Below are 23,726 nucleotides of genomic sequence, written 5' to 3'. Positions count from 1 at the left end.
GGTGAGCAACAGCAGCAAGGGCTGGGGCATAGCCGTCGCCGCCTGCGTCGGCATCTGGCTCGTCCAGAACGGCTCGGAGAACGTCACCCCGCCGATCCCGTCCGCCGCCCAGGCGTTCGCCGCCGGGCCGAACGAGCACACGGACGCCGCCGCCGACCCGCTGCCGCCCTCCGCCCCGGTCCGGCTGCGCATCCCCGAGATCGACGTCGACACACCCATGACGCCGCTCGGGCTGGGCCCGGACGGCGCGCTGGACGTCCCGCCGGCGGGCGACCGCAACCTGGCCGGCTGGTACGAGGACGGCACCCGGCCCGGCGCCAAGGGCACCGCGATCGTGGCCGGCCACGTCGACAACGCCCAGGGCCCCGCCGTCTTCTACGCGCTCGGCGCGCTCAGGAAGGGCAACCGGATCGAGGTGGACCGGCAGGACGGCCGTACCGCCGTCTTCACGATCGACGCCGTCGAGGTGTACGGGAACAAGGACTTCCCCGACGAGAAGGTCTACGGGGAGGCGGACCGCGCCGAGCTGCGGGTGATCACCTGCGGGGGCGGTTTCTCGAAGAAGTCCGGCTACCAGGGGAACGTCGTGGCCTTCGGCCATCTCATCGGCGTGCGCTGACCGGCCGTCCTCAGCTCCACTGGTCGAAGGCGAGCTTGGCGACCAGCGAGAAGACGACGAAGAGCAGCACCCCGCGGACGAACTCGGAGCCCTTCTTCAGGGCCATCCGCGCGCCGATCATCCCGCCCGCCAGGTTGAACACCGCCAGGACGGCGGCAAGCTGCCACAGGACGGTGCCCTGGTAGGCGAACATCGCGAGCGCGCCCGCGTTGGTGCAGACGTTGACGATCTTGGCGGTGGCCGAAGCGGTCACCAGGTCGAGATGGAGTACGGCGGTGAGCGCGAGGACCAGGAAGGTGCCGGTGCCCGGTCCGAACAGTCCGTCGTAGAAGCCGATCCCGCCGCCGACGAGCACGATCGCGGCGACGATCCTGGCCCGGGTCACCGGGGCCTTGTCCTCCGCGCGGGTCCCGAAGGACGGGCGCAGCATCACGAAGGCGGCGACGCCGAGCAGCACCACCATGATCACGGGGCGCAGCACCTCGCTGCTGATCCCGGCGGCGAAGAAGGCGCCGCCCATGGACCCGGCGAGGGCCGCGAGCCCGATCCGTACCGCCGTCCTCACCTGCACGGGCGCCTTGCGTACGTACGTGATCGCGGCGCCGGACGTGCCGACGATCGCGACGGCCTTGTTGGTGCCGAGGATCTGGGCCGCCGGGACCTGCGGGAGCCCGAGCAGCAGCGCGGGCAGCATCAGGAGCCCTCCCCCGCCGACCACGGCGTCGATCCAGCCGGCCACGAGAGCGGCGGCGCAGAGCAGGACGAGCGTGGTCAGGGAGACGTCAGGAGGCATGATCGCGAGCCTAGGGAGGCGATGGGTGTGCCGTCCATCAATCCCGGGAGAGTTGAGCTACGTCAGAGGTTGTCCCGGTCGGGGCCCGGTCGGGCGCGGGCGGTGCGGCCGGGTCGACGGCGGCCGTGAGGAAGGTCGCGGCGAGGGCGCCGGCGGCCAGGAGCCCGGCGGCGAGCCGGCGCCGGGCCCGTTCGGTGGCGTGGTCGCGCCGGGCGCGGTGCTTAGTCATGGCTGAAGTCCTCGGTGTGGATGCGGCGGGCGGGCACCCCGGCCCGGACGAGAGCGTCGGTGGCCGCGCGGGCCATCGCGGGCGGCCCGCACAGATAGACGTCGTGGGCGGCGACGTCGGGCACCAGGTCGCGCAGGGCCTGCGGGGCAAGGGGGTCGAAGGAGGCGTCGGACGGACCGAGGAGATAGTGGAGGGCGGCCTGGCGCGCGCGGGCGATCCGCTCCAGTTCCTCGCGCAGGACGAGCCCGTCCGCGTCGGAGGCCCGGTACAGCAGCGTCACGTCGCCCGGTCCGCCGGGCAGGGTCTCGAAGAGCGCCCGCATCGGGGTGATCCCCACGCCCCCGGCGAGCAGCAGCACCTTGCGGCGGGTGCGGCGGTGGGCGGTGAGCGCGCCGAAGGGGCCGGTGGCCAGGACGCGGGTGCCGGGGCGCAGGCGCCTGATCCGGCGGGTGTGGTCGCCGAGCGCCTTGACGGTGATGCGCAGGGTGTCGTCGCGGACGGGCGCGGAGAGGGAGAAGGGCAGCGCGGTCCGCCAGAGCCTGCGGGACAGGAACCGCCAGCGGAAGAACTGGCCGGGCTCGGCGCACAGCCGCTCCAGGTCCCTGCCGCGGACGGTCACCGAGACGACGCCCGGGCCCTCGTCGCGTACCTCGGTCACGCGCAGGGTGTGGCGCAGCGCCTGCCGGACGGGGACGACGATCCGGTACCAGACGAGCAGGACGGCGACGGTCGCGTGCGCCATCGACCAGACCCAGACGGCGAGCACGCTCCCGGCGAGGTCGGGGCCGGCGAGCTGGTGCACGAAGCCGAGGGCGGCGGCGAGATGGCTGAGCAGATGGAGCGACCGCCAGGTCTCGTGGCGCAGCCGCCGCCGGGCGGCCCGGGCGGAGCTGACGCCGACGGCGGCGAACAGGACGGTGCCGGCGGTGGCGGCGGCGAGGGACGGGTAGCCGAGCATCCCGCGGGTGGCGGTGACGAGGTCGGTACGGGTGTGGGCGGCGTACCCGCAGAGCGCGAGGAGCGCGTGGGCGCCGACGAGCCCGAGGACGTACCGGCCGCCGAGGGCGTGCCAGCGGGCGAGCCGGTCGGCGCCGACACCGTGCTCGACGGCGGGGACCCGGGCCATCAGGAACAGCATGACGAGTACGCCGTACCCGGCGAGCAGCCCGGTCAGATGGGCGCCGGTCGCGAACACGGCGTCGAGCCGGGCGGAGGCATGGGCCTGGAACCCCCAGACGAGGGCGACGACCCCGGCGCCGCCGACGATGCCGTGGCGTAGCTGCTGGGGCGCGACTCTCGGGGTGTGGGCAATCGTTCCGCAGGGCGGAACGGGTGGGCACAACCCCTCACCGGGCCGCACCCGGCCCCTCTCCCGCACCGCCCGCTGCGCCAAGTACGCCGCAAGCGCGGGATGGCTCGGTTCCTGAACCTCGGTCGTCACATCCCGCACCCTAGGGTTCTTCGGTATACGAGAACCCCAGGTCAGCCCCTCCCCCACGATCCTTAAGGCCCCCTTGAGGACGCCCTGACCACGGGTTAAGCCTCACAGCCGCGCGCCTCACAGTGCGAACCGCCCAGATCTGAGATCAGCGTTCCGTACGGGAAACAAACGGGATGCCGCCGGGTAACACCAGCCCCGCACTCTTCGAGTCATGAGTACACGGATCGTGGTGGTCGGAGGCGGAACGGCGGGCGTCCGGCTCGCCCAGCGCCTGCCCGTCACCCTCCTCGGCGAAGAGCCGCACGCACCGTACAACAGGGTGCTGCTCGCGGACGTCCTCGCCGGGCGGTACGCGCCCGAGGTGATCGCGCTGCCCGCTCCGCAGGAGCCGGTGCGGCGCGGTGTGCGTGCGGTACGGATCGATCGTGCCGCCCGGATCGTGGAGTGCGAGGACGGGACGGAGGTCGGCTACGACCGGCTGGTCCTGGCGACCGGCTCGAACCCCGTGCTGCCGCCGCTGCGCGGACTGCGCGGCTCGCGGCTGCCGTCGGGCGTCCATCCGTTCCGTACGCTCGACGACTGTCTGGAGCTGCGGGCCCTTGTCCGGCCCGGGGTCCGCGCGGTCGTCATCGGCGGCGGTCTGCTCGGCGTCTCGGCGGCCCGCGCGCTGGCCGCGCTCGGCGCCGAGGTCGTCCTCACCCAGCAGGGCGAGCGGCTGATGGAACGCCAGCTGGACGTCCAGGCCTCGGCGCTGCTCCGCTCGCATGTGGAGTCCCTCGGTGTCGAGGTGCACACCGAGTGCCGGGTCAGCGGGCTCCGCCAGGAGGACGGCGCGGTCACGGCCGTGGAGCTCGCCGACGGTTTCGTGCTCGACGCCCAGGTCGTGGTGCTGGCCTGCGGGGTCCGACCGCGTGTCGGTCTCGCCAAGGACGCCGGTCTCGACGTCCGCAAGGGCGTCGTCGTCGACGACGAGCTGCGGACCTCCGATCCGTACATCCACGCCATCGGCGACTGCGCCGAGCACGACGGCCAGGTCTACGGCCTGGCCGGCCCGGCCCTGGAACAGGCGGACGCGCTGGCGGAGGTCCTCCACGCGGAGACCTCGACGACCACGGACTCGCCGCTCCCGCCCGTGGCCACCGCCGATGCCCCGGACCTTCCCCGCCCCGCCTACACCGGGACCCGGGCGCTGACCCGGCTCACGCTCGGCGGGCCCGTCTCCCTCGACCTGGCGGCCTTCGGCGAGGCCACGCCGCTGCCCGGCGACGACGTCGTCCAGCTGACCGACGCCACCCGCAGCGCCTACCGCAAGGTCGTCGTCCGCGGCGACCGCCTGGTCGGCGGCGTACTCCTCGGCGATCTCGCCGCGGTCGGGGCACTCGCCCGGGCCTGGGAGGGCGACGAGGCCCTTCCGCACGCTCCCCTGCTCCACCTGCTCACCCATGACGGAGGCTCCTGAGATGTCGACCACGCCCGTGCACACCCCCACCGTCGTCCTGGTCGGCCACGGCATGGTCGGCCAGCGCTTCCTGGAGGCGCTGGCGGACCGGGGCATCACCGAGCGCGCGCGCATCGTCGTGCTCTGCGAGGAGCCGCGCCCCGCCTACGACCGGGTCCAGCTGACCTCGTACTTCTCCGGCCGCACCCCCGACGAGCTCTCCATGGTCGAGGACGGCTTCATGGAGAAGCACGGCATCGAGCTGTACGTCGGCGACCCGGCCGAGTCGATCGACCGCGCGGCCCGTACGGTCACCGCGCGCTCCGGCCAGGTCATCCCGTACGACACGCTCGTCCTGGCCACCGGCTCGTACCCGTTTGTGCCCCCGGTCCCCGGCAAGGACGCCCGCGGCTGTTTCGTCTACCGCACGATCGAGGACCTGCTCGCCATCGAGGAGTACGCCAAGACGGCGACGACCGGCGCGGTCGTCGGCGGCGGTCTGCTCGGCCTGGAGGCCGCGGGCGCGCTCAAGGGGCTCGGGCTCGACACGCACATCGTGGAGTTCGCGCCCCGGCTGATGCCCGTGCAGGTGGACGAGGGCGGTGGCGCGGCGCTGCTGCGCACGATCGAGCAGATGGGGCTGAGCGTCCACACCGGGACGGGTACGCAGGAGGTCGTGACCGAGGACGGCGTGGTCACCGCGATGCGTCTGTCGGACGGTTCGGAACTGGCCACGGACATGGTGGTGTTCTCGGCGGGTGTACGGCCCCGGGACCAGCTGGCGCGCGACTGCGGCCTCGCGGTCGGCGAGCGCGGCGGCATCGCGGTCGACGAGCAGTGCCGGACGTCCGACCCGGCGGTGTTCGCGATCGGCGAGTGCGCGCTGGCCTCGGACGGCAGGGTGTACGGCCTGGTGGCGCCCGGCTACGAGATGGCGCTGACGGCCGCGGCGACGATCGCCTCCGCCGAGGAGCACCCCGCGGCGGCAGCCGCTGATGTCACTTTCACCGGTGCCGACATGTCGACGAAGCTGAAGCTGCTCGGCGTGGACGTGGCCTCCTTCGGTGACGCGCACGGCACGGCCGAGGGCTGCCTCGACGTCGTCTACTCCGACTCCCGCTCCGGTGTCTACAAGAAGCTCGTGGTCGACGGTGAGGGCGTGCTCCTCGGCGGTGTCCTGGTCGGCGACGCCGATTCGTACGGCATGCTGCGGCCGCTCACCGGCTCCGTCCCGCCGGTCTCCCCCGAGCAGCTGGTCCTTCCGGCGGGCGCGGGCGCACCGGTCGCGCTCGGCCCGTCCGCGCTGCCGGACGACGCCGTCATCTGCTCGTGCCACAACGTCACCAAGCACGCGATCACCCAGTGCTCGACGCTGCCCGAGGTGAAGAAGTGCACCAAGGCCGGTACGGGCTGCGGCAGTTGCGTGAAGCTGATCGGGCGGCTGCTGCCGGCGGCGACCGACAAAGGGCTCTGCGCCTGCTTCTCGTACACCCGCAGCGAGCTCTACGAGATCACCCGTACTCTGCGGCTGACGTCCTTCGCCGAGCTGCTCGACTCGCACGGGCGGCCGGAGGCGCGCGGCGGTGAGGGCTGCGAGATCTGCAAGCCGACGGTCGCCTCGATCCTGTCGAGTCTCGCCCCGACACTCGAACTGGGCGGCTACATCCTGGACGGAGAGCAGGCCGCCCTCCAGGACACCAACGACCACTTCCTCGCCAACATGCAGCGCAACGGCTCGTACTCGGTCGTCCCCCGCATCCCGGGCGGTGAGATCACCCCGGACAAGCTGATCGTGATCGGCGAGGTGGCCCGCGACTTCGGGCTCTACACCAAGATCACGGGCGGGCAGCGGATCGACATGTTCGGCGCCCGGGTGGAGCAGCTGCCGGCGATCTGGACACGGCTGGTCGACGCGGGCTTCGAGTCGGGGCACGCGTACGGCAAGTCGCTGCGCACGGTGAAGTCCTGCGTGGGGCAGACCTGGTGCCGCTACGGCGTCCAGGACTCGGTGAAGATGGCGATCCAGCTGGAGCTGCGCTACCGGGGCCTGCGCTCGCCGCACAAGCTCAAGTCGGCGGTCTCCGGCTGCGCGCGGGAGTGCGCGGAGGCGCAGTCGAAGGACTTCGGCGTCATCGCGACGGCGAGCGGCTGGAACCTGTACGTGGGCGGCAACGGCGGCGCGACCCCGCGCCACGCGGACCTGCTCGCCCAGGATCTGTCGGACGCCGAACTGGTGCGGCTGATCGACCGGTTCCTGATGTTCTACATCCGTACCGCCGACCGTCTGGAGCGCACCTCGGTGTGGCTGGAGCGGCTGGAGGGCGGCCTGGAGCACCTCAAGGACGTGGTCGTGCGCGACTCACTGGGGCTCTGCGACGAGCTGGAGGCGCTGATGGCGGCCCATGTCGCGGACTACCAGGACGAGTGGGCGCAGACCCTGGACGACCCGGACCGGCTGCGCCGCTTCGTGTCCTTCGTCAACGCGCCGGACGCGCCGGACCCGTCGGTGAAGTTCGTCCCGGAGCGCGACCAGATCAAGCCGGACCTGACCGTCCTCACCATCGGCAACCGCCTGGAAGGAGCCTCCGCCCGATGAAGCTCGAACTCTCCCACGACATCGAGGCCGACGCCTGGATCCCGGTCTGCGAGACCTCCCGGCTGACGCCGGGCCGGGGCGTGGCCGCGCTGCTCCCCGACGGCCGCCAGGCGGCGCTCTTCGTGGACCGCGCGGGGCGTGCGTACGCGATCGAGAACCGCGATCCCTTCACCGGGGCCCAGGTGCTCTCCCGGGGGCTGCTCGGGTCGGCCGGCGGTCGGACGTTCGTGGCCTCGCCGCTCCTGAAGCAGCGCTTCGACCTGGAGACGGGGAAGTGCCTGGACGACGAGGACGTCTCGGTGGCGGTCTTCCCGGTCCGCACGGTGTGACCCGAGGCGGACGTTGGACGACGTCGTCGCCGGTGAGCGGCTCCGGGCCGTGCCCGGGCAGCTCACCGGCGTGACGTACGACGATCCGAAGCCGTGATCAGCCCTGGACGGCGGCCGGGTCCATCCACATGACCTCCCAGTGGTGGCCGTCGGGGTCCGTGAAGGAGCGGCCGTACATCGTGCCGTAGTCCATGGGCTCCTTCGCCGCGGACCCGCCCGAGGCGAGCGCGCCGTCCACGAGCTCGTCGACCTTCTCGCGGCTGTCGGCGCTCAGGGCCACCAGCACCTCGCTCGTCCTCGTCGCGTCGGCGATCTCCTTGCCCGGCGTGGTGAACTCCTTGAACTTGGCCTCGGTCAGGAGCATCGCGAAGATCGTGTCGCTGATGACCATGCAGGCGGCGGTCTCGTCGGTGAACTGCGGGTTGAAGGAGTAGCCGAGCTTGCTCCAGAAGGTCTTCGAGGTCTCGAGGTCCTTCACGGGCAGGTTCACGAAGATCATCTGGGACATGGTGGTCTCTCTCCTCTGTCGTGCGCTCTGTGTCGGCGCTTTCGGGAGTTAAGACGGCGTGGCCGAGCAGAACTCATCGCTGTCGCCGGAACTTTTTTCGTCGGTCCTCCGATGATGCTTCGAGCAGGTGCCGGAGGCGACCCGTGCCGGAGGCGACCCGTGCCAGAGGCGACCGGTGCCGGAGGCGACCCGTGCCAGAGGCGACCGGTGCCGGATCCCGCTAGCGTCGGAACCATGAGCCCCGCAGGCAGGAAGATCACCGAGAAGCTCTCGGACGAGGCCCTCGCCGGTGCGACCGGCAGGAGCTGGGCCGACTGGTTCGCCCTGCTCGACGCCTGGGGCGCGACGGGCCGCGGACACACCGAGATCGCCCGCCATCTGGTGGACGCCGAGGGGGTGAGCGGCTGGCACGCCCAGTCGATCACCGTCGGCTACGAGCAGGAGCGCGGGTTGCGCCAGGTCGGCCAGTCCAGCGAGGGTGACTGGCAGGCGAGCGTGAGCAGGACCGTGAACGCCCCGGCCGCCCGGGTCACGGACGCCTTCGTGGACGAGGAGCTGCGCCGCCGCTGGCTCCCGGAGGGCGAGCTGGAGGTGCGTACCCATCGCACGGGCAGGTCCGTCACCGCCGACTGGGACGGCGGGACGAGCCGGATCTCGGTCTACCTGACGCCGAAGGGCGAGGCGAAGACCCAAGTGGGCCTCGGCCACACCAAGCTCCCGGACGCGGACGCCGTGGCGGCCTGCAAGGAGTTCTGGCGGGAGCGGCTGGCCGGCCTCAAGACGCTGCTGGAGTCCGGAGCCGGCGGCCAGGGCCGCTGACATTCCTACCGACGCTTCCCCTTCATGCGTTGTTGCTGCACTGTCAACTCCGTACCAACTCCGTACCCCTAGGTTCCGATAGCGCGCGACCCCGCCGCCGACCGGTGCGGCGGGGCGGTCACCACCACCCCCTCTGGAGTGAGACGTGGAGCGACGCAGTTTCCTGCGCGGAGCGGTCATCGGTACGTCGGCCGCCGCCTTCGGCGGCACCCTGATGCGCGGTGCCGCCTACGCGGCCCCCGCCCAGCCCGGCGCCGGCCCCTACGGGGCCCTCGGGGCGGCCGACGCCAACGGCATCCAGCTGCCGAGCGGATTCAGCAGCCGGGTGATCGCCCGGTCCGGCCAGACGGTCGCCGGCACCTCGTACACCTGGCACAACGCCCCCGACGGCGGCGCCTGCTTCGCCGACGGCACCGGCTGGATCTACGTCTCCAACTCGGAGATCTCCACCACCGGCGGCGCGAGCGCGATCAAGTTCAACTCCTCGGGAGGCATCACCGGTGCCTACCGCATCCTCTCCAACACCAACCGCAACTGCGCGGGCGGCGCGACCCCGTGGAACACCTGGCTCTCCTGCGAGGAGGTCAGCACCGGCTATGTCTACGAGACCGACCCGTGGGGTGTGAACGCGGCCGTCCGCCGGGCCGCGATGGGCCGGTTCAACCACGAGGCCGCCGCCGCCGACCCGGTGCGCAAGGTGATCTACCTGACCGAGGACGCCTCCGACGGCTGCTTCTACCGCTTCGTCCCGAACACCTGGGGCAACCTCTCGTCCGGCACCCTCCAGGTCTTGAAGGCCGGCACCTCGACCTCCGGCTCCTTCACCTGGGCCACCGTGCCCGACCCGGACGGCTCGCCCACCGCGACCCGTAAGCAGGTCTCCGGGGCGAAGAAGTTCAACGGCGGCGAGGGCTGCCACTACGCCAACGACACCGTCTGGTTCACCACCAAGGGCGACAACCGGGTCTGGCAGCTCAACCTCACCACCAGCACCTACGAACTGGCCTACGACGACTCGCTGGTGGTCGGCGGCGGCGCCCCGCTGACCGGGGTCGACAACGTCACCGGCTCCTCCTCCGGCGACCTGTTCATCGCCGAGGACGGCGGCAACATGGAGATCTGCATCATCACGCCGGACGACGTCGTCGCCCCGTTCCTGCGGATCAACGGCCAGTCCGGCTCCGAGATCACGGGACCGGCCTTCTCCCCCGACGGCAGCCGGCTGTACTTCTCCAGCCAGCGCGGCACGAGCGGCAGCTCCTCGGGCGGCATCACCTACGAGGTGACGGGTCCGTTCCGCGCGTAGAGACGCTCCACGGGGGCCGGCGAGGGCCCCGCGACCCGCTGGGCGCCGCCGAGCAAGGCGGCGCCCAGCGGCGTCAGTGTGTGCAGGACCGCGTTGCCGTGCCGCAGGGTGGCGACGAGCCCGGCCTCGCGCAGCACGCCCGCGTGCTGGCTGGCCGAGGCGAGCGACACCCCCGCCCTGCGGGCCAGTTCGCTGGTGGTGCCGCCGTCGCCGATGGCGTGCAGCACCGCGGAACGGGTGTTGCCGACCAGCTTGGCCAGCGAGGACGACCCGCCCGGCTCCCGGACGCTCGGCACCTCGCAGTGGCTCGTCGGGTAGACGAGCACCGGGGGCAGCGTGGGGTCGCGCAGGACGACCGGGGTGCCGCGGCAGAAGTACGAGGGCTGGAGCAGCAGGCCCCGGCCGTCGAGGTGGAGATCGCGCTCGACGGGGTAGTCGGCCTCCAGGACGGGGGCCCGCCAGCGGAACATCGGCAGGGAGGCCAGGAGTTCGTCGGCGCCGCCGTCGAGCAGGGCCCGGCCGCGCAGCGCCCGCTCGGCCTCGACCCGCGCCCGGATGTGGGGCCAGTACGGCTCGATCGCGGCCCGGTGATAGCTGCGCAGGGCCCCGATGAGCCGGCTGAACGGCTCGGAGCCGCCCTCGGCGAGGGCGCGCAGCGAATGGGGCACGGTCCGGCCGCCGGCCCGGTCGGCGCCCAGCAGGGCCAGCTCGGAGCGGAGCCGGGCCTGCGGGGTCGCCCGCATCGCCTCCAGCCCCTCGTCGAGGCCCTGCACGCCCTCGGACGGGGTCAGGAAGTCGGGGAAGTAGCCGCGGCTGGGGACCAGGGCCGCCAGGAGCCGGGTCTCACCGTTGAGCCGTGTGCGGGTGTCCGCGCGCCATTCCCCGTAGAGGAGCGCCCCGCGCCGGTCTCTTAAACGGTGAAAACTGAGAATGGTTTCCCAGAGAACGTCCGGCCGGGCCGCCATCCGGACCCCCGCCACGTCGCTCGCGGTGAAATGAATCCGCAGCATTGAACCCCCACCTGTGCACTCGCAACCACCCCCGTCGATGAGTATGCACAGCATCACTGCACGTTACCAGGGTGTTTCAGCCACACTTGAAAAGCATCGCGGGGAACGGGGGCAAACCGAAAAGCTGTGCGTGTCGGGCAGGAAACCTTCAGGACCGAGGTGGCGTGGCGAAGACCGTGGGGGGCTTTGCGCGTCCGGCGGCGGTCGGCGAGGGTTGCGGCTCACCTGCCCGGCATGGGTAATGGGCGCGGTCGTCGGGTGGGGATCCGGCGGCCGCGCCCGCCCCGTTCTTTGCGGGACCAATCGAGGAAAGTTCAACTCGGAAGGTTCAACGCCCAATAATTCAACCGACTCCGATTGAACATGAACTCACATTTGGCGAACATCCCGGGGCGGACGAAATACGACGGGGCGGACACCTCCGCACAAGGTGTCCGCCCCGTCTCTCTTGCAACCCGGAGCCGCCGCCCATCGGTTGAGGGTCGGGGACGAGCGACGACTCCGGTGATCTTTGCTACTGAACGCTCGGTCAGCCGGCCGGCCGACAGCCGGCCGGCGACCGGTGGTCAGCGGCTGTCGCTGCCGCTCGACTCCGCCGCCGCGCGGCCGGCCTCCAGACGCGCCACCGGGATCCGGAAGGGCGAGCAGGAGACGTAGTCGAGGCCGACCTCGTGGAAGAAGTGCACCGACTCCGGGTCGCCGCCGTGCTCACCGCAGACGCCGAGCTTGATGTCCGGGCGGGTGGCCCGGCCGGACTCCACGGCGCTGCGGACGAGCGCGCCGACGCCGTCCTTGTCGATGGTCTCGAACGGCGAGACTCCGAAGATGCCCTTCTCCAGGTACGCGGTGAAGAAGCTGGCCTCCACGTCGTCCCGGGAGAAGCCCCACACCGTCTGGGTGAGGTCGTTCGTACCGAAGGAGAAGAACTCGGCGGCCTCGGCGATCTGACCGGCGGTCACGGCGGCGCGCGGCAGCTCGATCATCGTGCCGAGCGCGAGCTTCAGCTCGACGCCGGTCTTCGCCCGGACCTCGGCGATGACCTGCTCGGCCTCGTCGCGGACGATCTCCAGCTCCTGGACGGTGCCGACGAGCGGGATCATGATCTCGGCGCGCGGGTCGCCCTTGGCCTCGATGCGCTGGGCCGCGGCCTCGGCGATCGCCCGGACCTGCATGGTGAACAGGCCGGGGATGACCAGACCGAGGCGGACGCCGCGCAGACCCAGCATCGGGTTCTGCTCGTGCAGCCGGTGCACGGCCTGGAGCAGCCGGAGCTCGTTCTCGTGCGGCTCCTTGCGGGCCTCGGCGAGGGCGACGCGTACCGACAGCTCGGTGATGTCGGGCAGGAACTCGTGCAGCGGCGGGTCGAGGAGACGGACCGTGACGGGCAGGCCGTCCATGGCCTCGAAGAGCTCGACGAAGTCCTTCTTCTGGAGCGGCAGCAGCGCGTCCAGGGCCTCCGTGCGCTCCTCGTCGGTGTCGGCGAGGATCAGCTTCTCGACCATCTCGCGGCGCTCGCCGAGGAACATGTGCTCGGTGCGGCACAGGCCGATGCCCTGGGCACCGAAGCGGCGGGCGCGCAGCGCGTCCTCGGCGTTGTCGGCGTTGGCGCGCACGCGCAGCCGGCGGACGCGGTCGGCGTAGGCCATGATCCGGTGGACGGCCTGGACCAGCTCGTCGGCGTCGTCGGCGCCGGCGTGCATGCGGCCCTCGAAGTACTCGACGACCGGGGACGGTACGACGGGTACCTCACCGAGGTACACCTTGCCGGTGGAGCCGTCGATGGAGACGACGTCGCCCTCCTCGACGACCACGCCGGAGGCGGTGGTCATCCGGCGGCGCTTGGTGTCGACCTCGAGCTCCTCGGCGCCGCAGACACAGGTCTTGCCCATGCCGCGGGCGACGACGGCCGCGTGGGAGGTCTTACCGCCGCGCGAGGTCAGGATGCCCTCGGCGGCGATCATGCCGTCCAGGTCGTCCGGGTTGGTCTCACGGCGGATCAGGATGACCTTCTCGCCGGAGCGGGACCACTTGACGGCCGTGTACGAGTCGAAGACGGCCTTGCCGACGGCCGCGCCCGGGGAGGCGGCGATGCCGCGCCCGATCTGCTCGACCTTGGCGTTCTCGTCGAACTTGGGGAACATCAGCTGCGCGAGCTGCGCGCCGTTGACGCGCTGGAGCGCCTCGGCCTCGTCGATCAGGCCCTGGTCGACGAGCTGGGTGGCGATCCGGAAGGCGGCACCGGCGGTGCGCTTGCCGACGCGGGTCTGCAGCATCCACAGCTGGCCGCGCTCGATCGTGAACTCGATGTCGCAGAGATCCTTGTAGTGGGTCTCGAGCGTCTCCATGATCTGCATCAGCTGGTCGTACGACTTCTTGTCGATCGACTCCAGCTCGGCGAGCGGCACGGTGTTGCGGATACCCGCGACGACGTCCTCGCCCTGCGCGTTCTGCAGGTAGTCGCCGTAGACGCCCTGGTGGCCGGAGGCGGGGTCGCGGGTGAAGGCGACACCGGTGCCGGAGTCCGGGCCGAGGTTGCCGAAGACCATGGAGCAGACGTTGACGGCGGTGCCGAGGTCGCCCGGGATGCGCTCCTGGCGGCGGTACAGCTTCGCGCGGTCGGTGTTCCAGGAGTTGAAGACCGCCTCGATGGCGAGATCCATCTGCTCGCGCGGGTCCTGCGGGAAGTCGCGGCCGGCCTCGGCCTTCACGATCTTCTTGAAGTGCTTGACGAGCTTCTTCAGGTCGGCGGCGTCGAGGTCGGTGTCGACGGTGACCTTCTTGGCGGCCTTGGCCTCGTCGATGGCCTCCTCGAAGAGCTCGCCGTCGACGCCGAGGACGGTCTTGCCGAACATCTGGATGAGACGGCGGTACGAGTCCCAGGCGAAGCGCTCGTTGTCGGCCTGGGCGGCGAGGCCCTCGACGGACTTGTCGGAGAGGCCGATGTTGAGGACCGTGTCCATCATGCCGGGCATGGAGAACTTGGCACCGGAGCGGACGGAGACGAGCAGCGGGTTGTCGGCCTGGCCGAGCTTCTTGCCCATCTGCTGCTCGAGGGCGTCGAGGTGCGCGCTGACCTCGTCGCGCAGCTCGGCGGGCTCGGAGCCGCTCTCGAGGTAGACCTTGCACGCCTCGGTGGTGATCGTGAAGCCGGGGGGAACGGGGAGGCCGAGGTTGGTCATCTCGGCGAGGTTCGCACCCTTGCCACCGAGCAGGTCCTTCAGGTCCCTGTTGCCCTCGGTGAAGTCGTACACGAACTTCTGATCTTTGTTTTCCGACACGTGTCTCGACTCCTCGAGGCTCGGTTGGCTGCCCTGACGGCGAGGAACATACCCAGATCGAAGGCTTCTGGGGAGGTACGCCTACCGGTCACGTGGTCTTAACCACCCGTCCGCCAGCACATCGAAAGTAACTGACGAGTAGCTTCCGCTTTCAGACTCCGAAGCCCGCTTGACTCAAACCTGAGCTTACACGCTCACATGAGCGCCTTCCAGAGCATCTGCGTTCAACTCTTGAACACATAAGGGGTGGCACCCAGTGCCACCCCTCCAGAAGTGCAACGCCTCGAAATATGCTCATCTGAGCGCCACCCCTATCAAGGGTGGCGAGGATCACGCCGTCCGAACGGCTTGTTTCCCACGATCCGGACGTGATCTGGACGCCTCTCGCGCTCTTCCGAGCGCTTCCGGGCGACGTCAGCCGCCTGAGGTGTCCAGTTCCGCGTCCTCGCTGACCCCGGCGCAGTCGTACGGATCCTTGAGCCAGCCGTCCGGCAGCACGACCCGGTTGTTGCCCGACGTACGGCCACGCGGACCGTCCGCGCCCACCGGCCACGGCTGGTCCAGGTCCAGCTCGCTCAACTGAGCGCGCAGCTCGTCCAGGGACGAGGTGATCGCCAGCTTCTTGCGCATCTCGGAACCGACCGAGAAGCCCTTCAGGTACCAGGCCACGTGCTTGCGGAAGTCGATGACACCGCGCGACTCGTCGCCCAGCCACTCGCCGAGCAGCCGCGCGTGCCGCACCATCGCGTCCGCGACGACGCGCAGGCCCGGCTGCGCGTACTCCCCCGTGCCCTCGAAGCCCGCCACCAGGTCGCCGAAGAGCCACGGGCGCCCCAGGCAGCCGCGCCCCACGACCACGCCGTCGCAGCCGGTCTCGCGCATCATCCGCAGCGCGTCGTCGGCCGACCAGATGTCGCCGTTGCCGAGCACCGGGATCTCCGGGACGTGCTCCTTGAGCCGGGCGATGGCGTCCCAGTCGGCGGTGCCGCCGTAGTGCTGCGCCGCCGTCCGCCCGTGCAGGGCGATCGCCGTGACGCCCTCCTCGACCGCGATCCGCCCCGCGTCCAGGTAGGTGATGTGGTCGTCGTCGATGCCCTTGCGCATCTTCATCGTGACCGGCAGGTCGCCCGCGTTCGTCACGGCCTCGTGCAGGATCGCGCGCAGCAGCGGCCGCTTGTACGGGAGGGCCGAGCCGCCGCCCTTGCGGGTGACCTTGGGGACCGGGCAGCCGAAGTTCAGGTCGATGTGGTCGGCCAGGTCCTCGTCGACGATCATCCGCACGGCCTTGCCGACCGTCACCGGGTCGACGCCGTACAGCTGGATCGACCGCGGCTTCTCGCTCTCGTCGAAGCGGATGAGCTGCATGGTCTTCTCGTTGCGCTCGACCAGCGCCCGCGTCGTGATCATCTCGCTCACGAACAGGCCCTTGCCGCCGGAGAACTCACGGCAGAGGGTGCGGAAGGGGGCGTTGGTGATGCCGGCCATCGGCGCGAGCACCACCGGCGGCTGCACGATGTGCGGCCCGATGGCGAGGGGGGAGAACGCGGTCATTGGCCCATTGTCGCGTATCGCCTCACCCGTACGCCGGGCCCTGGTCGCCGCACCCCGCGCGCCGTGCCTACGTTCCGTCATGGCCGCCCACGGACAGTAGCAGTGGCGCGGACCGGCGGAGCACCGCACACCCCCCACCTGGAGGTTCACATGGCCCCTCGTCCGGCTCCCCCGCTCATCGCCGCCGTCTGCGCGGCCTCGCTGCTCGCGCTCGGCGCCCCCGGCACCGCCGCGGCTGCCCAGCACACCTGCTTCGGCCGCCAGGCGACGATCACCGGCTCGGGCATCGTCGAGGGAACGCCCGGCAACGACGTCATCATCGGCTCGGAGGGCGCCGACACGATCGACGGCAGGGGCGGCAACGACCTGATCTGCTCGCTGGGCGGGGACGACACCGTCGTCGGCGGCCTGGGGAACGACCGGATCGACGCCGGGGCGGGGAACGACATCGTCAACGGCGATGTCAGGAACGACAACGGCGACGCCTCCGGCGGCGGGCACGACCTCATCTACGGCGGGCCCGGCGACGACCGCATCACCGGGGACAGCCTCGCGTTCGGGGGCAGCGCCACGGGCGGCGGCGACGACCGCATCTACGGCGGCGACGGCGACGACGGCCTGATCGGGGACAGCCGCGGCGACGTCGATGCCTCCGGCGGCGGCCGTGACGTGATCGACGGCGGGCCCGGCAGGGAGAACATCACCGGCGACTCCCTGGCGATCTCGGGCGACGCGACCGGGGCCGGGAACGACGTCCTGACGGGCGGCCCCGGACTGGAGTTCCTCATCGGCGACAGCGGTTCGGTCTTCGGGAACGCGCACGGCAGCGGCGGGAACGACCGCCTCGACCTCGGCCCCGGCGGCGGCCTCGTCGTCGGCGACCACAACATCTTCGACCCCACGGGCGGGAACGTGTTCGGCGCGGGCGACGACCGGATCACGGGCGGCGCCGACGCCGACATCCTGGTCGGCGAGAGCTCGGTCGGCGAGGGCGCCGTCCCCGGCAGCGCGGGCGGCGACCGGATCGACGGACTCGGCGGCGACGACCTGATCTTCGGCGACAACGTCGACTTCGAGGCGACCACGACCGTCGGCACCGCGGGCGGCCGGGACCGGCTGTCCGGCGGCGACGGTGCGGACGCCCTGCGGGCCGGACCGGGCGACGACCGGCTCGACGGCGGACCGGGCAGCCCGGACACCTGCGACGGAGAGGCGGGCACGGACACCGCGACGGCCTGCGAGGTCGTCACGAACGTGCCGTGAGCGACGAGGTGAGGGGCCGGGATCACCGAGATCCCGGCCCCTCACCGTGCCGTGCCGTGCCGTCCGTGCCGTCCGTCCTGCTGCGCGTCAGTCCTGGTGAGCGCGCTCGCGCATCTTCTTCAGCAGCTCCTGCTTCTGTTCGGCCGCCGTCTTGCGATCGGCGTTGCGGCCCTGACCGGCGCCGTGCTGGTCGGCCCGGGACAGCTTCTTGCGCTGTCCGCCGACGCCGAGGAGGTTGTTGCGGCCCTTGGCCATGGAGTGGCTCTCCCATCAGTGAGATATGCGGTGGTCAATCGGCTGGCGCTGCGCGGGCGATCGGCCCGCGGCGCTCTCACTCGTAGATCTGGAAGAACGAGGACATGCCGCAGACGCTACCCCGCCGCTCTCCCCCGGGCACGTCGTTTTCGGGTGGCATGGCGAGTGAATGACAAACATTGAAATCTGTCAGCCGTCATGCCATAGTTGTCATGCGTCACCCCTCCGATCCCCTCCGAGGAGACCCCCATGACCGCCATGACCCCCACCCCCGCGACCTCCCTCCCCATCCGCTCCCTCGGCACCACCGGCCCGCAGGTCTCCGCCCTCGGCCTCGGCTGCATGGGCATGTCCGCGCTGTACGGCGAGAGCGACCGCGCCGAGTCGATCGCCACGATCCACGCCGCTCTCGACGCCGGCGTCACGCTCCTCGACACCGGCGACTTCTACGGAATGGGGCACAACGAGCTGCTGATCAACGAGGCCCTGCGCACGGCCCCCGCGGCCGCCCGGGAGCAGGCCCTGACCAGCGTGAAGTTCGGCGCCCTGCGCACGGTCGAGGGCGGCTTCACCGGCTACGACGGCCGGCCGGACGCGGTGAAGAACTTCGCGGCGTACTCCCTGCAGCGCCTCGGCACGGACCACATCGACATCTACCGGATCGCCCGCGTCGACCCGGACGTGCCGATCGAGGAGACCGTCGGCGCGATCGCCGAGCTCGTCGAGGCCGGGCACGTCCGCCACATCGGTCTCTCCGAGGCCGGCGCGGACACCCTGCGCCGGGCGGCGGCCGTCGCCCCGATCGCCGACCTCCAGATCGAGTACTCGCTGATATCCCGGGGCATCGAGGAGAAGATCCTGCCGACCGCCCGCGAGCTCGGCATCGGCATCACCGCGTACGGAGTGCTCTCGCGCGGTCTGATCAGCGGCCACGTCACCCGTGACCGCACGTTCGGACCGGGCGACTTCCGGGGCATGAGCCCGCGCTTCCAGGGCGACAACCTGCTGCGGAACCTGGACCTGGTGGACCGGCTGCGTGCCGTCGCCGAGGCCAAGGGCGTGACGGTCGCCCAGACCGCGATCGCCTGGGTCCTGGCTCAGGGCCCCCGGCACGGCGCCGACATCGTGCCGCTGATCGGCGCCCGCCGCCGCGACCGGCTCGCGGAGGCCCTCGGCGCCCTGGACGTCACGCTCGACGCCGCCGACCTGGCCGCCATCGAGCAGGCCGTCCCCCTGGACGCGGCGGCCGGGGAGCGCTACCCGGCGGAGCAGATGGCCCACCTGGACAGCGAGCACTGACCGCCCGGTCAGATGACAGGTACTGTCATCTCATGCCTACCGAGACCCTGACCGCAGAGCGCATCCTCGAAGCCACCGAGGAGGTGCTGCGGCGCTACGGTCCGGCGAAGGCCACGGTCGTGGACGTGGCCCGGGTGCTCGGTGTCAGCCACGGCAGCGTCTACCGCCACTTCCGCACCAAGGCGGCGCTGCGCGAGGCGGTCACGCACCGCTGGCTGACCCGCGCCGAGGTCGCGCTCGCCGAGCTGATCGAGACGTCGGACCAGCCGGCCGCGGAGAAGCTCCGGGCCTGGTTCGCCGGCCTCTTCGAGGCCAAGCGACACAAGGCGGGCGACGACCCCGAGCTTTTCGCCACGTACGGGGTGCTCATCGACGAGGCCAGCGGTGTGGTCGAGCAGCACATCGACGCGCTGGTCGGCCAGGTCCGGGAGATCGTCGAAGAGGGCGTACGGAAGGGCGAGTTCACCGCCCCCGACCCCGACGCCACCGCCCGCGCGCTCTTCTCGGCGACAGCGCACTTCCACGACCCGGCCTACGCCCCGGAGTGGCAACGCCCCACGACCGAGGCCGAGTTCGACGCCGTACTCGACCTGCTGCTGCGCGGCCTGCGCGCCTGACAGCACAGAGCGAAGCCCCCGGTTCCTGCGAGGAACCGGGGGCTTCTGCGTGCGAACAGCGTCAGCAGCCGAGCAGGCGGCTGCCCAGGTAGCCCTGGATCTGGTCGAGGGAGACGCGCTCCTGCTTCATGGTGTCGCGCTCGCGCACGGTCACCGCGTTGTCGTCCAGGGTGTCGAAGTCGACGGTGACGCAGAACGGCGTGCCGATCTCGTCCTGGCGGCGGTAGCGGCGGCCGATGGCGCCGGCGTCGTCGAAGTCGATGTTCCAGTTCTGCCGCAGGTCGGCCGCGAGGCCCTTGGCCTTCGGCGAGAGCTGCGCGTTGCGGGACAGCGGCAGCACGGCGACCTTGACCGGCGCGATGCGGTGGTCGAGGCGCATCACGGTGCGCTTCTCCATGACGCCCTTGGCGTTCGGCGCCTCGTCCTCGTTGTACGCGTCGAGGAGGAAGGCCAGCATCGTGCGGCCGACACCGGCGGCCGGCTCGATGACGTAGGGGGTCCAGCGCTCGCCGGCCTCCTGGTCGAAGAAGAGCAGGTCGTTGCCGGACGCCTTGGAGTGGGCCTTCAGGTCGTAGTCGGTGCGGTTGGCGACACCCTCGAGCTCGCCCCACTCGCTGCCGCCGAACTGGAAGCGGTACTCGATGTCGGCGGTGCGCTTGGAGTAGTGGGAGAGCTTCTCCTTCGGGTGCTCGAACCAGCGCATGTTCTCCTCACGGAGACCCAGGCCCGTGTACCAGTTCCAGCGCTGCTCCATCCAGTACTCGTGCCACTGCTCGTCCTCGCCCGGCTTGACGAAGAACTCCATCTCCATCTGCTCGAACTCGCGGGTGCGGAAGATGAAGTTGCCCGGAGTGATCTCGTTCCGGAAGGACTTGCCCATCTGCGCGATGCCGAACGGCGGCTTCTTGCGCGAGGTCTGCAGCACCTGACCGAAGTTGGTGAAGATGCCCTGCGCGGTCTCGGGGCGCAGGTAGGCGACCGAGCCGGAGTCCTGGGTCGGGCCGAGGTGCGTGGAGAGCAGACCGGAGAACTGCTTGGGCTCGGTGAAGGTGCCCTTGTTGCCGCAGTTGGGGCAGTTCAGGTCGGTGAGGCCGTTCTCGGGGAGGCGGCCGTGCTTCTCCTCGTACGCCTCCTCCAGGTGGTCGGCGCGGTACCGCTTGTGGCAGGAGGTGCACTCGGTCAGCGGGTCGGTGAAGGTCGCGACGTGACCCGACGCCTCCCAGACCTCGGTGGCCAGGATCACCGACGAGTCGACACCGACGACGTCCTCACGCGAGGTGACCATGTAGCGCCACCACTGACGCTTGATGTTCTCCTTGAGTTCGACACCCAGCGGTCCATAGTCCCAGGCGGCGCGCTGGCCACCGTAGATCTCGCTGCACGGGTAGACGAAGCCACGGCGCTTGCTCAGGCTGACGATGGTGTCGATCTTGTCGGCGGCCACGGTGCTCTCTTCATTACGACGACGAAGTGCGAATGCTTCAGATTACCGGCGCCCGCACCCCCCGTATCAAATCGGTTCGGCCTCCGCCCGCACACGGCCGAGCGCGGCGGGGCGTGGCCAGGACCACAAGTAGGACAATTGACAATCGTTTCCAGCTTTGTTGAAAATGAGTGTCATGAACGTACGTCGCCGCCTCATACCCACCACCGCCGTCGCCGGAGCCGTCGCCCTCGGTCTCGTGACCCTGTCCGCCTGCTCCGGAAACTCCGACGCCGCCGACAAGGGCAGTGGGAAGCTGGACGTCGTCGCGTCGTTCTATCCCATGCAGTACCTGGCCGAGCAGATAGGCGGCGACCACGTCTCCGTCAACACGCTCACCGCGCCCGGCGTCGAGCCGCACGACCTCGAGCTCAAGCCGAAGCAGATCGGCCAGCTCGGCGACGCCGACTACATCCTCTACCTCAAGGGCGTCCAGCCCGCCGTCGACGAGGCCATCAAGCAGGCCGGCGTCAAGAACACCGTCGACGCCACCACCCTCACGAAGCTCGAGGACCACGGCACCGAGGTCGGCCACGACGACCACGGCGCGGAGGAGCCCGGCCACGAGGGCGAGACCGCCGAGGAGCACGCCGAGCACGCGGGCGAGTCCGAGGCCGGCCACGAGGCCGAGGGCGAGTCCGACGCCGGAGCCGACCCGCACATCTGGCTCGACCCGGTGAAGTACGCCGAGGTCGCCAAGGGTGTCGGCGCCTCCCTGGAGAAGGCCGACCCGGCCCACGCCGCCGACTACAAGAAGAACACCGACGCCCTGGTCAAGAAGCTCGGCGAGCTGAACACGGCGTTCGAGACCGGTCTGAAGACCACCACCACCAAGACCTTCATCACCACCCACTCCGCCTTCGGCTACCTCGCCGAGCGCTACGGCCTGGAGCAGGAGGGCATCGCCGGCCTGGACCCCGAGTCCGAGCCGAGCCCCGCCCGCATCAAGGAGCTCCAGGACGTCGCGAAGAAGGACAACGTCTCCACCGTCTTCTTCGAGACCCTCGCCAGCGACAAGACCGCGAAGACCCTCGCCCAGGACACCGGCCTCAAGACCGACGTCCTGGACCCCCTGGAGGGAATCACGGACCGGTCCAAGGGCGATGACTACATCGAGGTCATGCGGTCCAACCTCGCCGCGCTGAAGAAGGCCCTCGGCGCGAAGTGATCCACGCACAGCAGGAGGCACCCGTGACGTCGCCCGTCATATCCGTCCGCGGAGCCACTGCGGCGCTCGGCTCGCGCACCGTCCTGCGCGGCATCGACCTCACCGTGAACCGCGGTGAGGTCGTCGCGCTGCTCGGCGCCAACGGCTCCGGCAAGTCGACCGCCGTCCGCTCCGTCATCGGCCAGGTGCCGCTGACCGGTGGCACCATCTCGCTCTTCGGCACCGAGCAGAAGCGATTCCGCGACTGGGCCCGTGTCGGCTACGTGCCGCAGCGCACCACCGCCGCCAGCGGCGTCCCCGCCACGATCCGCGAGGTCGTCTCCTCCGGCCGGCTCTCCCGCCGGAAGTTCGGCTGGCTGACGAAGGACGACCGGGCCGCCGTCGAGCGCGCCATCGAGCTCGTCGGCCTCGCCGACCGGGCCAAGGACTCCGTGAGCGCCCTCTCGGGCGGCCAGCACCAGCGCGTCCTGATCGCCCGCGCGCTGGCCTCCGAGCCCGAGCTGCTGATCATGGACGAGCCGATGGCCGGCGTCGACCTCGCCAGCCAGGAGATCCTCGCCGCGACCCTGCGCGAGCAGGTCGCCGGCGGCACCAGCGTGCTGCTCGTGCTGCACGAGCTGGGCCCCCTGGAGCCGCTGATCGACCGGGCCGTGGTGCTCCGCGACGGCTGCGTCGTCCACGACGGCCCGCCGCCGCAGGCCGTCGGCCAGCATGCCCTGCCCGGCCACGACCACGTACATCCGCATGCGGCCGGCGAGCCGCTCCGCACGGGACTGCTGACCTGATCATGGAATTCCTCGAACCCGACTTCATGCGGCGGGCGCTCCTCGCGGCCGTCCTCGTCGGCATCACCGCACCCGCCGTCGGCATCTTCCTCGTCCAGCGCCGCCAGGCCCTGATGGGCGACGGCATCGGCCATGTCGCGATGACCGGTGTCGGCCTCGGCTTCCTCCTGAACAGCAGCCCGGTGTGGATGGCCACCCTGGTCGCCGTCGCCGGCGCCGTCCTGATGGAGCTGATCCGGACGTACGGACGCACCCGCGGCGACCTCGCGCTCGCGCTGCTCTTCTACGGAGGCATGGCGGGCGGTGTGATGCTGATCCAGGTCGGCGGCGGCTCCAACGCCAACCTGCTGTCGTACCTCTTCGGATCCCTGTCCACCGTCTCCCCCGAGGACGTCACGGCGATCAGCGTCCTGGCCGCCTTCGTGGCCCTGGTCACGATCGGTCTGCGGCGCCAGCTCTTCGCCGTGAGCCAGGACGAGGAGTTCGCCCGCGTCACCGGTCTCCCGGTGCGGGCCCTGAACCTGCTCATCGCGGTCACGGCCGCCGTGACCGTCACGGTCGCGATGCGTGTCGTCGGCCTGCTGCTGGTCAGCGCGCTGATGGTGGTCCCGGTCGCGGCGGCGCAGCAGCTGTCCCGGTCCTTCCGTACGACGTTCGTCCTCGCGGTCCTCATCGGCACCGGCGTCACCCTGACCGGCACCGTCACCACGTACTACCAGGACCTTCCGCCCGGCTCGCTCATCGTGCTGCTCGCGATCGCCGTCTTCCTCCTCACGACGCTCCTCGCGACGCCCCTGGCGCGGCGACGTGCCCGGGCGGCGGAGGCCGCGGCCTCGTCCGCGGCGGAGTGCGACATGGCCGTTCCGGTCACGCGTCGACCCACGGACGATGCCACGCTCTAGCGGCCTGGCAGAATGGCGGGGGCAATCGGATACTCAA

General features: G+C 70.9%; 21 protein-coding genes. 12 read left to right on the top strand and 9 right to left on the bottom strand.

The window, feature by feature from the left end; all coding sequences use genetic code 11:
- Position 1: 1 nt before the first annotated feature.
- The gene (locus FDM97_RS07200; RefSeq protein WP_137989422.1) at positions 2 to 619 is read left to right on the top strand and encodes a class F sortase; all 618 of its coding nucleotides are present in this window, start codon (positions 2 to 4) and stop codon (positions 617 to 619) included.
- A gap of 10 nt (positions 620 to 629) precedes the next feature.
- On the opposite strand, the gene FDM97_RS07195 is transcribed toward FDM97_RS07200, so the two are convergent.
- Genes FDM97_RS07195 through FDM97_RS07185 form a run of 3 tightly spaced genes read right to left on the bottom strand, consistent with a single transcriptional unit; the run spans position 630 to position 2,953 of the window.
- Positions 630 to 1,412: a sulfite exporter TauE/SafE family protein gene (locus FDM97_RS07195; protein ID WP_137989421.1), complete on the bottom strand. Its 783-nt coding sequence runs from the start codon at positions 1,410 to 1,412 to the stop codon at positions 630 to 632.
- A gap of 37 nt (positions 1,413 to 1,449) precedes the next feature.
- Entirely contained in the window at positions 1,450 to 1,641 is a 192-nt protein-coding gene (locus FDM97_RS07190; protein WP_137989420.1) for a hypothetical protein, read from the bottom strand.
- Positions 1,634 to 2,953, bottom strand: coding sequence for a ferredoxin reductase family protein (locus tag FDM97_RS07185; RefSeq protein ID WP_432816279.1), 1,320 nt, complete (start codon positions 2,951 to 2,953; stop codon positions 1,634 to 1,636). Before FDM97_RS07185 ends, FDM97_RS07190 begins: the two co-directional genes overlap by 8 nt.
- Before the next feature lie 340 nt (positions 2,954 to 3,293).
- On the opposite strand from FDM97_RS07185, the gene FDM97_RS07180 reads away from it, so the two are divergent.
- The 3 genes from FDM97_RS07180 to nirD are packed head-to-tail and all read left to right on the top strand — an operon-like array spanning position 3,294 to position 7,445.
- A complete protein-coding gene (locus tag FDM97_RS07180) occupies positions 3,294 to 4,541 on the top strand; it encodes an NAD(P)/FAD-dependent oxidoreductase (RefSeq protein ID WP_137989418.1) in 1,248 nt (415 codons plus the stop codon).
- 1 nt (position 4,542) lies between these two features.
- The gene (nirB, locus tag FDM97_RS07175) at positions 4,543 to 7,116 is read left to right on the top strand and encodes a nitrite reductase large subunit NirB (protein ID WP_175439053.1); all 2,574 of its coding nucleotides are present in this window, start codon (positions 4,543 to 4,545) and stop codon (positions 7,114 to 7,116) included.
- On the top strand, positions 7,113 to 7,445 hold the full coding sequence (nirD, locus tag FDM97_RS07170) for a nitrite reductase small subunit NirD (RefSeq protein ID WP_137989417.1): 333 nt from the start codon (positions 7,113 to 7,115) through the stop codon (positions 7,443 to 7,445). The genes nirB and nirD overlap by 4 nt, the downstream gene beginning before the upstream one ends.
- A gap of 97 nt (positions 7,446 to 7,542) precedes the next feature.
- Here the strand turns inward: nirD and FDM97_RS07165 are convergent, their stop codons facing one another.
- Positions 7,543 to 7,953, bottom strand: a complete 411-nt coding sequence (locus FDM97_RS07165; protein ID WP_137989416.1) for a VOC family protein — start codon at positions 7,951 to 7,953, stop codon at positions 7,543 to 7,545.
- Positions 7,954 to 8,187: 234 nt separating this feature from the next.
- On the opposite strand from FDM97_RS07165, the gene FDM97_RS07160 reads away from it, so the two are divergent.
- Positions 8,188 to 8,772, top strand: coding sequence for an SRPBCC family protein (locus FDM97_RS07160; protein ID WP_137989415.1), 585 nt, complete (start codon positions 8,188 to 8,190; stop codon positions 8,770 to 8,772).
- 145 nt (positions 8,773 to 8,917) lie between these two features.
- A complete protein-coding gene (locus FDM97_RS07155; RefSeq protein ID WP_137989414.1) occupies positions 8,918 to 10,078 on the top strand; it encodes an alkaline phosphatase PhoX in 1,161 nt (386 codons plus the stop codon).
- On the opposite strand, the gene FDM97_RS07150 is transcribed toward FDM97_RS07155, so the two are convergent.
- The 3 genes from FDM97_RS07150 to dusB all read right to left on the bottom strand — a co-directional run bounded on the left by FDM97_RS07150 (position 10,048) and on the right by dusB (position 15,917).
- Positions 10,048 to 11,088 (bottom strand): ArsR/SmtB family transcription factor, encoded by a 1,041-nt coding sequence (locus FDM97_RS07150; RefSeq protein ID WP_137989413.1) that lies wholly within the window; start codon positions 11,086 to 11,088, stop codon positions 10,048 to 10,050. The genes FDM97_RS07155 and FDM97_RS07150 overlap by 31 nt on opposite strands.
- Positions 11,089 to 11,654: 566 nt before the next feature.
- A complete protein-coding gene (gene ppdK, locus FDM97_RS07145) occupies positions 11,655 to 14,366 on the bottom strand; it encodes a pyruvate, phosphate dikinase (RefSeq protein WP_137989412.1) in 2,712 nt (903 codons plus the stop codon).
- Positions 14,367 to 14,780: 414 nt separating this feature from the next.
- Positions 14,781 to 15,917 (bottom strand): tRNA dihydrouridine synthase DusB, encoded by a 1,137-nt coding sequence (gene dusB / locus FDM97_RS07140; RefSeq protein WP_137989411.1) that lies wholly within the window; start codon positions 15,915 to 15,917, stop codon positions 14,781 to 14,783.
- Positions 15,918 to 16,067: 150 nt separating this feature from the next.
- Here dusB and FDM97_RS07135 point away from each other — a divergent pair, with 150 nt between their 5' ends.
- On the top strand, positions 16,068 to 17,180 hold the full coding sequence (locus tag FDM97_RS07135) for a calcium-binding protein (protein WP_137989410.1): 1,113 nt from the start codon (positions 16,068 to 16,070) through the stop codon (positions 17,178 to 17,180).
- Between the two features lie 87 nt (positions 17,181 to 17,267).
- Here FDM97_RS07135 and FDM97_RS35695 read toward each other — a convergent pair whose 3' ends face one another.
- Positions 17,268 to 17,435, bottom strand: a complete 168-nt coding sequence (locus FDM97_RS35695) for a DUF6243 family protein (RefSeq protein ID WP_175439052.1) — start codon at positions 17,433 to 17,435, stop codon at positions 17,268 to 17,270.
- 249 nt (positions 17,436 to 17,684) lie between these two features.
- Between FDM97_RS35695 and FDM97_RS07130 the strand changes: the two genes are divergently transcribed.
- Positions 17,685 to 18,734: an aldo/keto reductase gene (locus FDM97_RS07130; protein WP_254705525.1), complete on the top strand. Its 1,050-nt coding sequence runs from the start codon at positions 17,685 to 17,687 to the stop codon at positions 18,732 to 18,734.
- 32 nt (positions 18,735 to 18,766) lie between these two features.
- Positions 18,767 to 19,351: a TetR/AcrR family transcriptional regulator gene (locus FDM97_RS07125; RefSeq protein WP_137989409.1), complete on the top strand. Its 585-nt coding sequence runs from the start codon at positions 18,767 to 18,769 to the stop codon at positions 19,349 to 19,351.
- Between the two features lie 61 nt (positions 19,352 to 19,412).
- Here the strand turns inward: FDM97_RS07125 and FDM97_RS07120 are convergent, their stop codons facing one another.
- Positions 19,413 to 20,795: a glycine--tRNA ligase gene (locus FDM97_RS07120; protein WP_137989408.1), complete on the bottom strand. Its 1,383-nt coding sequence runs from the start codon at positions 20,793 to 20,795 to the stop codon at positions 19,413 to 19,415.
- 175 nt (positions 20,796 to 20,970) lie between these two features.
- Between FDM97_RS07120 and FDM97_RS07115 the strand changes: the two genes are divergently transcribed.
- Genes FDM97_RS07115 through FDM97_RS07105 form a run of 3 tightly spaced genes read left to right on the top strand, consistent with a single transcriptional unit; the run spans position 20,971 to position 23,689 of the window.
- Positions 20,971 to 22,002, top strand: coding sequence for a metal ABC transporter substrate-binding protein (locus FDM97_RS07115; RefSeq protein WP_137989407.1), 1,032 nt, complete (start codon positions 20,971 to 20,973; stop codon positions 22,000 to 22,002).
- A gap of 23 nt (positions 22,003 to 22,025) precedes the next feature.
- Complete coding sequence (locus tag FDM97_RS07110) at positions 22,026 to 22,787, top strand: metal ABC transporter ATP-binding protein (RefSeq protein ID WP_137989406.1); 762 nt, start codon at positions 22,026 to 22,028, stop codon at positions 22,785 to 22,787.
- Positions 22,784 to 23,689, top strand: a complete 906-nt coding sequence (locus FDM97_RS07105) for a metal ABC transporter permease (protein WP_137989405.1) — start codon at positions 22,784 to 22,786, stop codon at positions 23,687 to 23,689. Before FDM97_RS07110 ends, FDM97_RS07105 begins: the two co-directional genes overlap by 4 nt.
- Positions 23,690 to 23,726: the final 37 nt, after the last annotated feature.

This window comes from Streptomyces vilmorinianum (assembly GCF_005517195.1).
Classification (GTDB): domain Bacteria; phylum Actinomycetota; class Actinomycetes; order Streptomycetales; family Streptomycetaceae; genus Streptomyces; species Streptomyces vilmorinianum.
The sequence above is the reverse complement of the archived record's forward strand: the minus strand, read 5'-3'. Positions and strand labels throughout refer to the sequence as shown.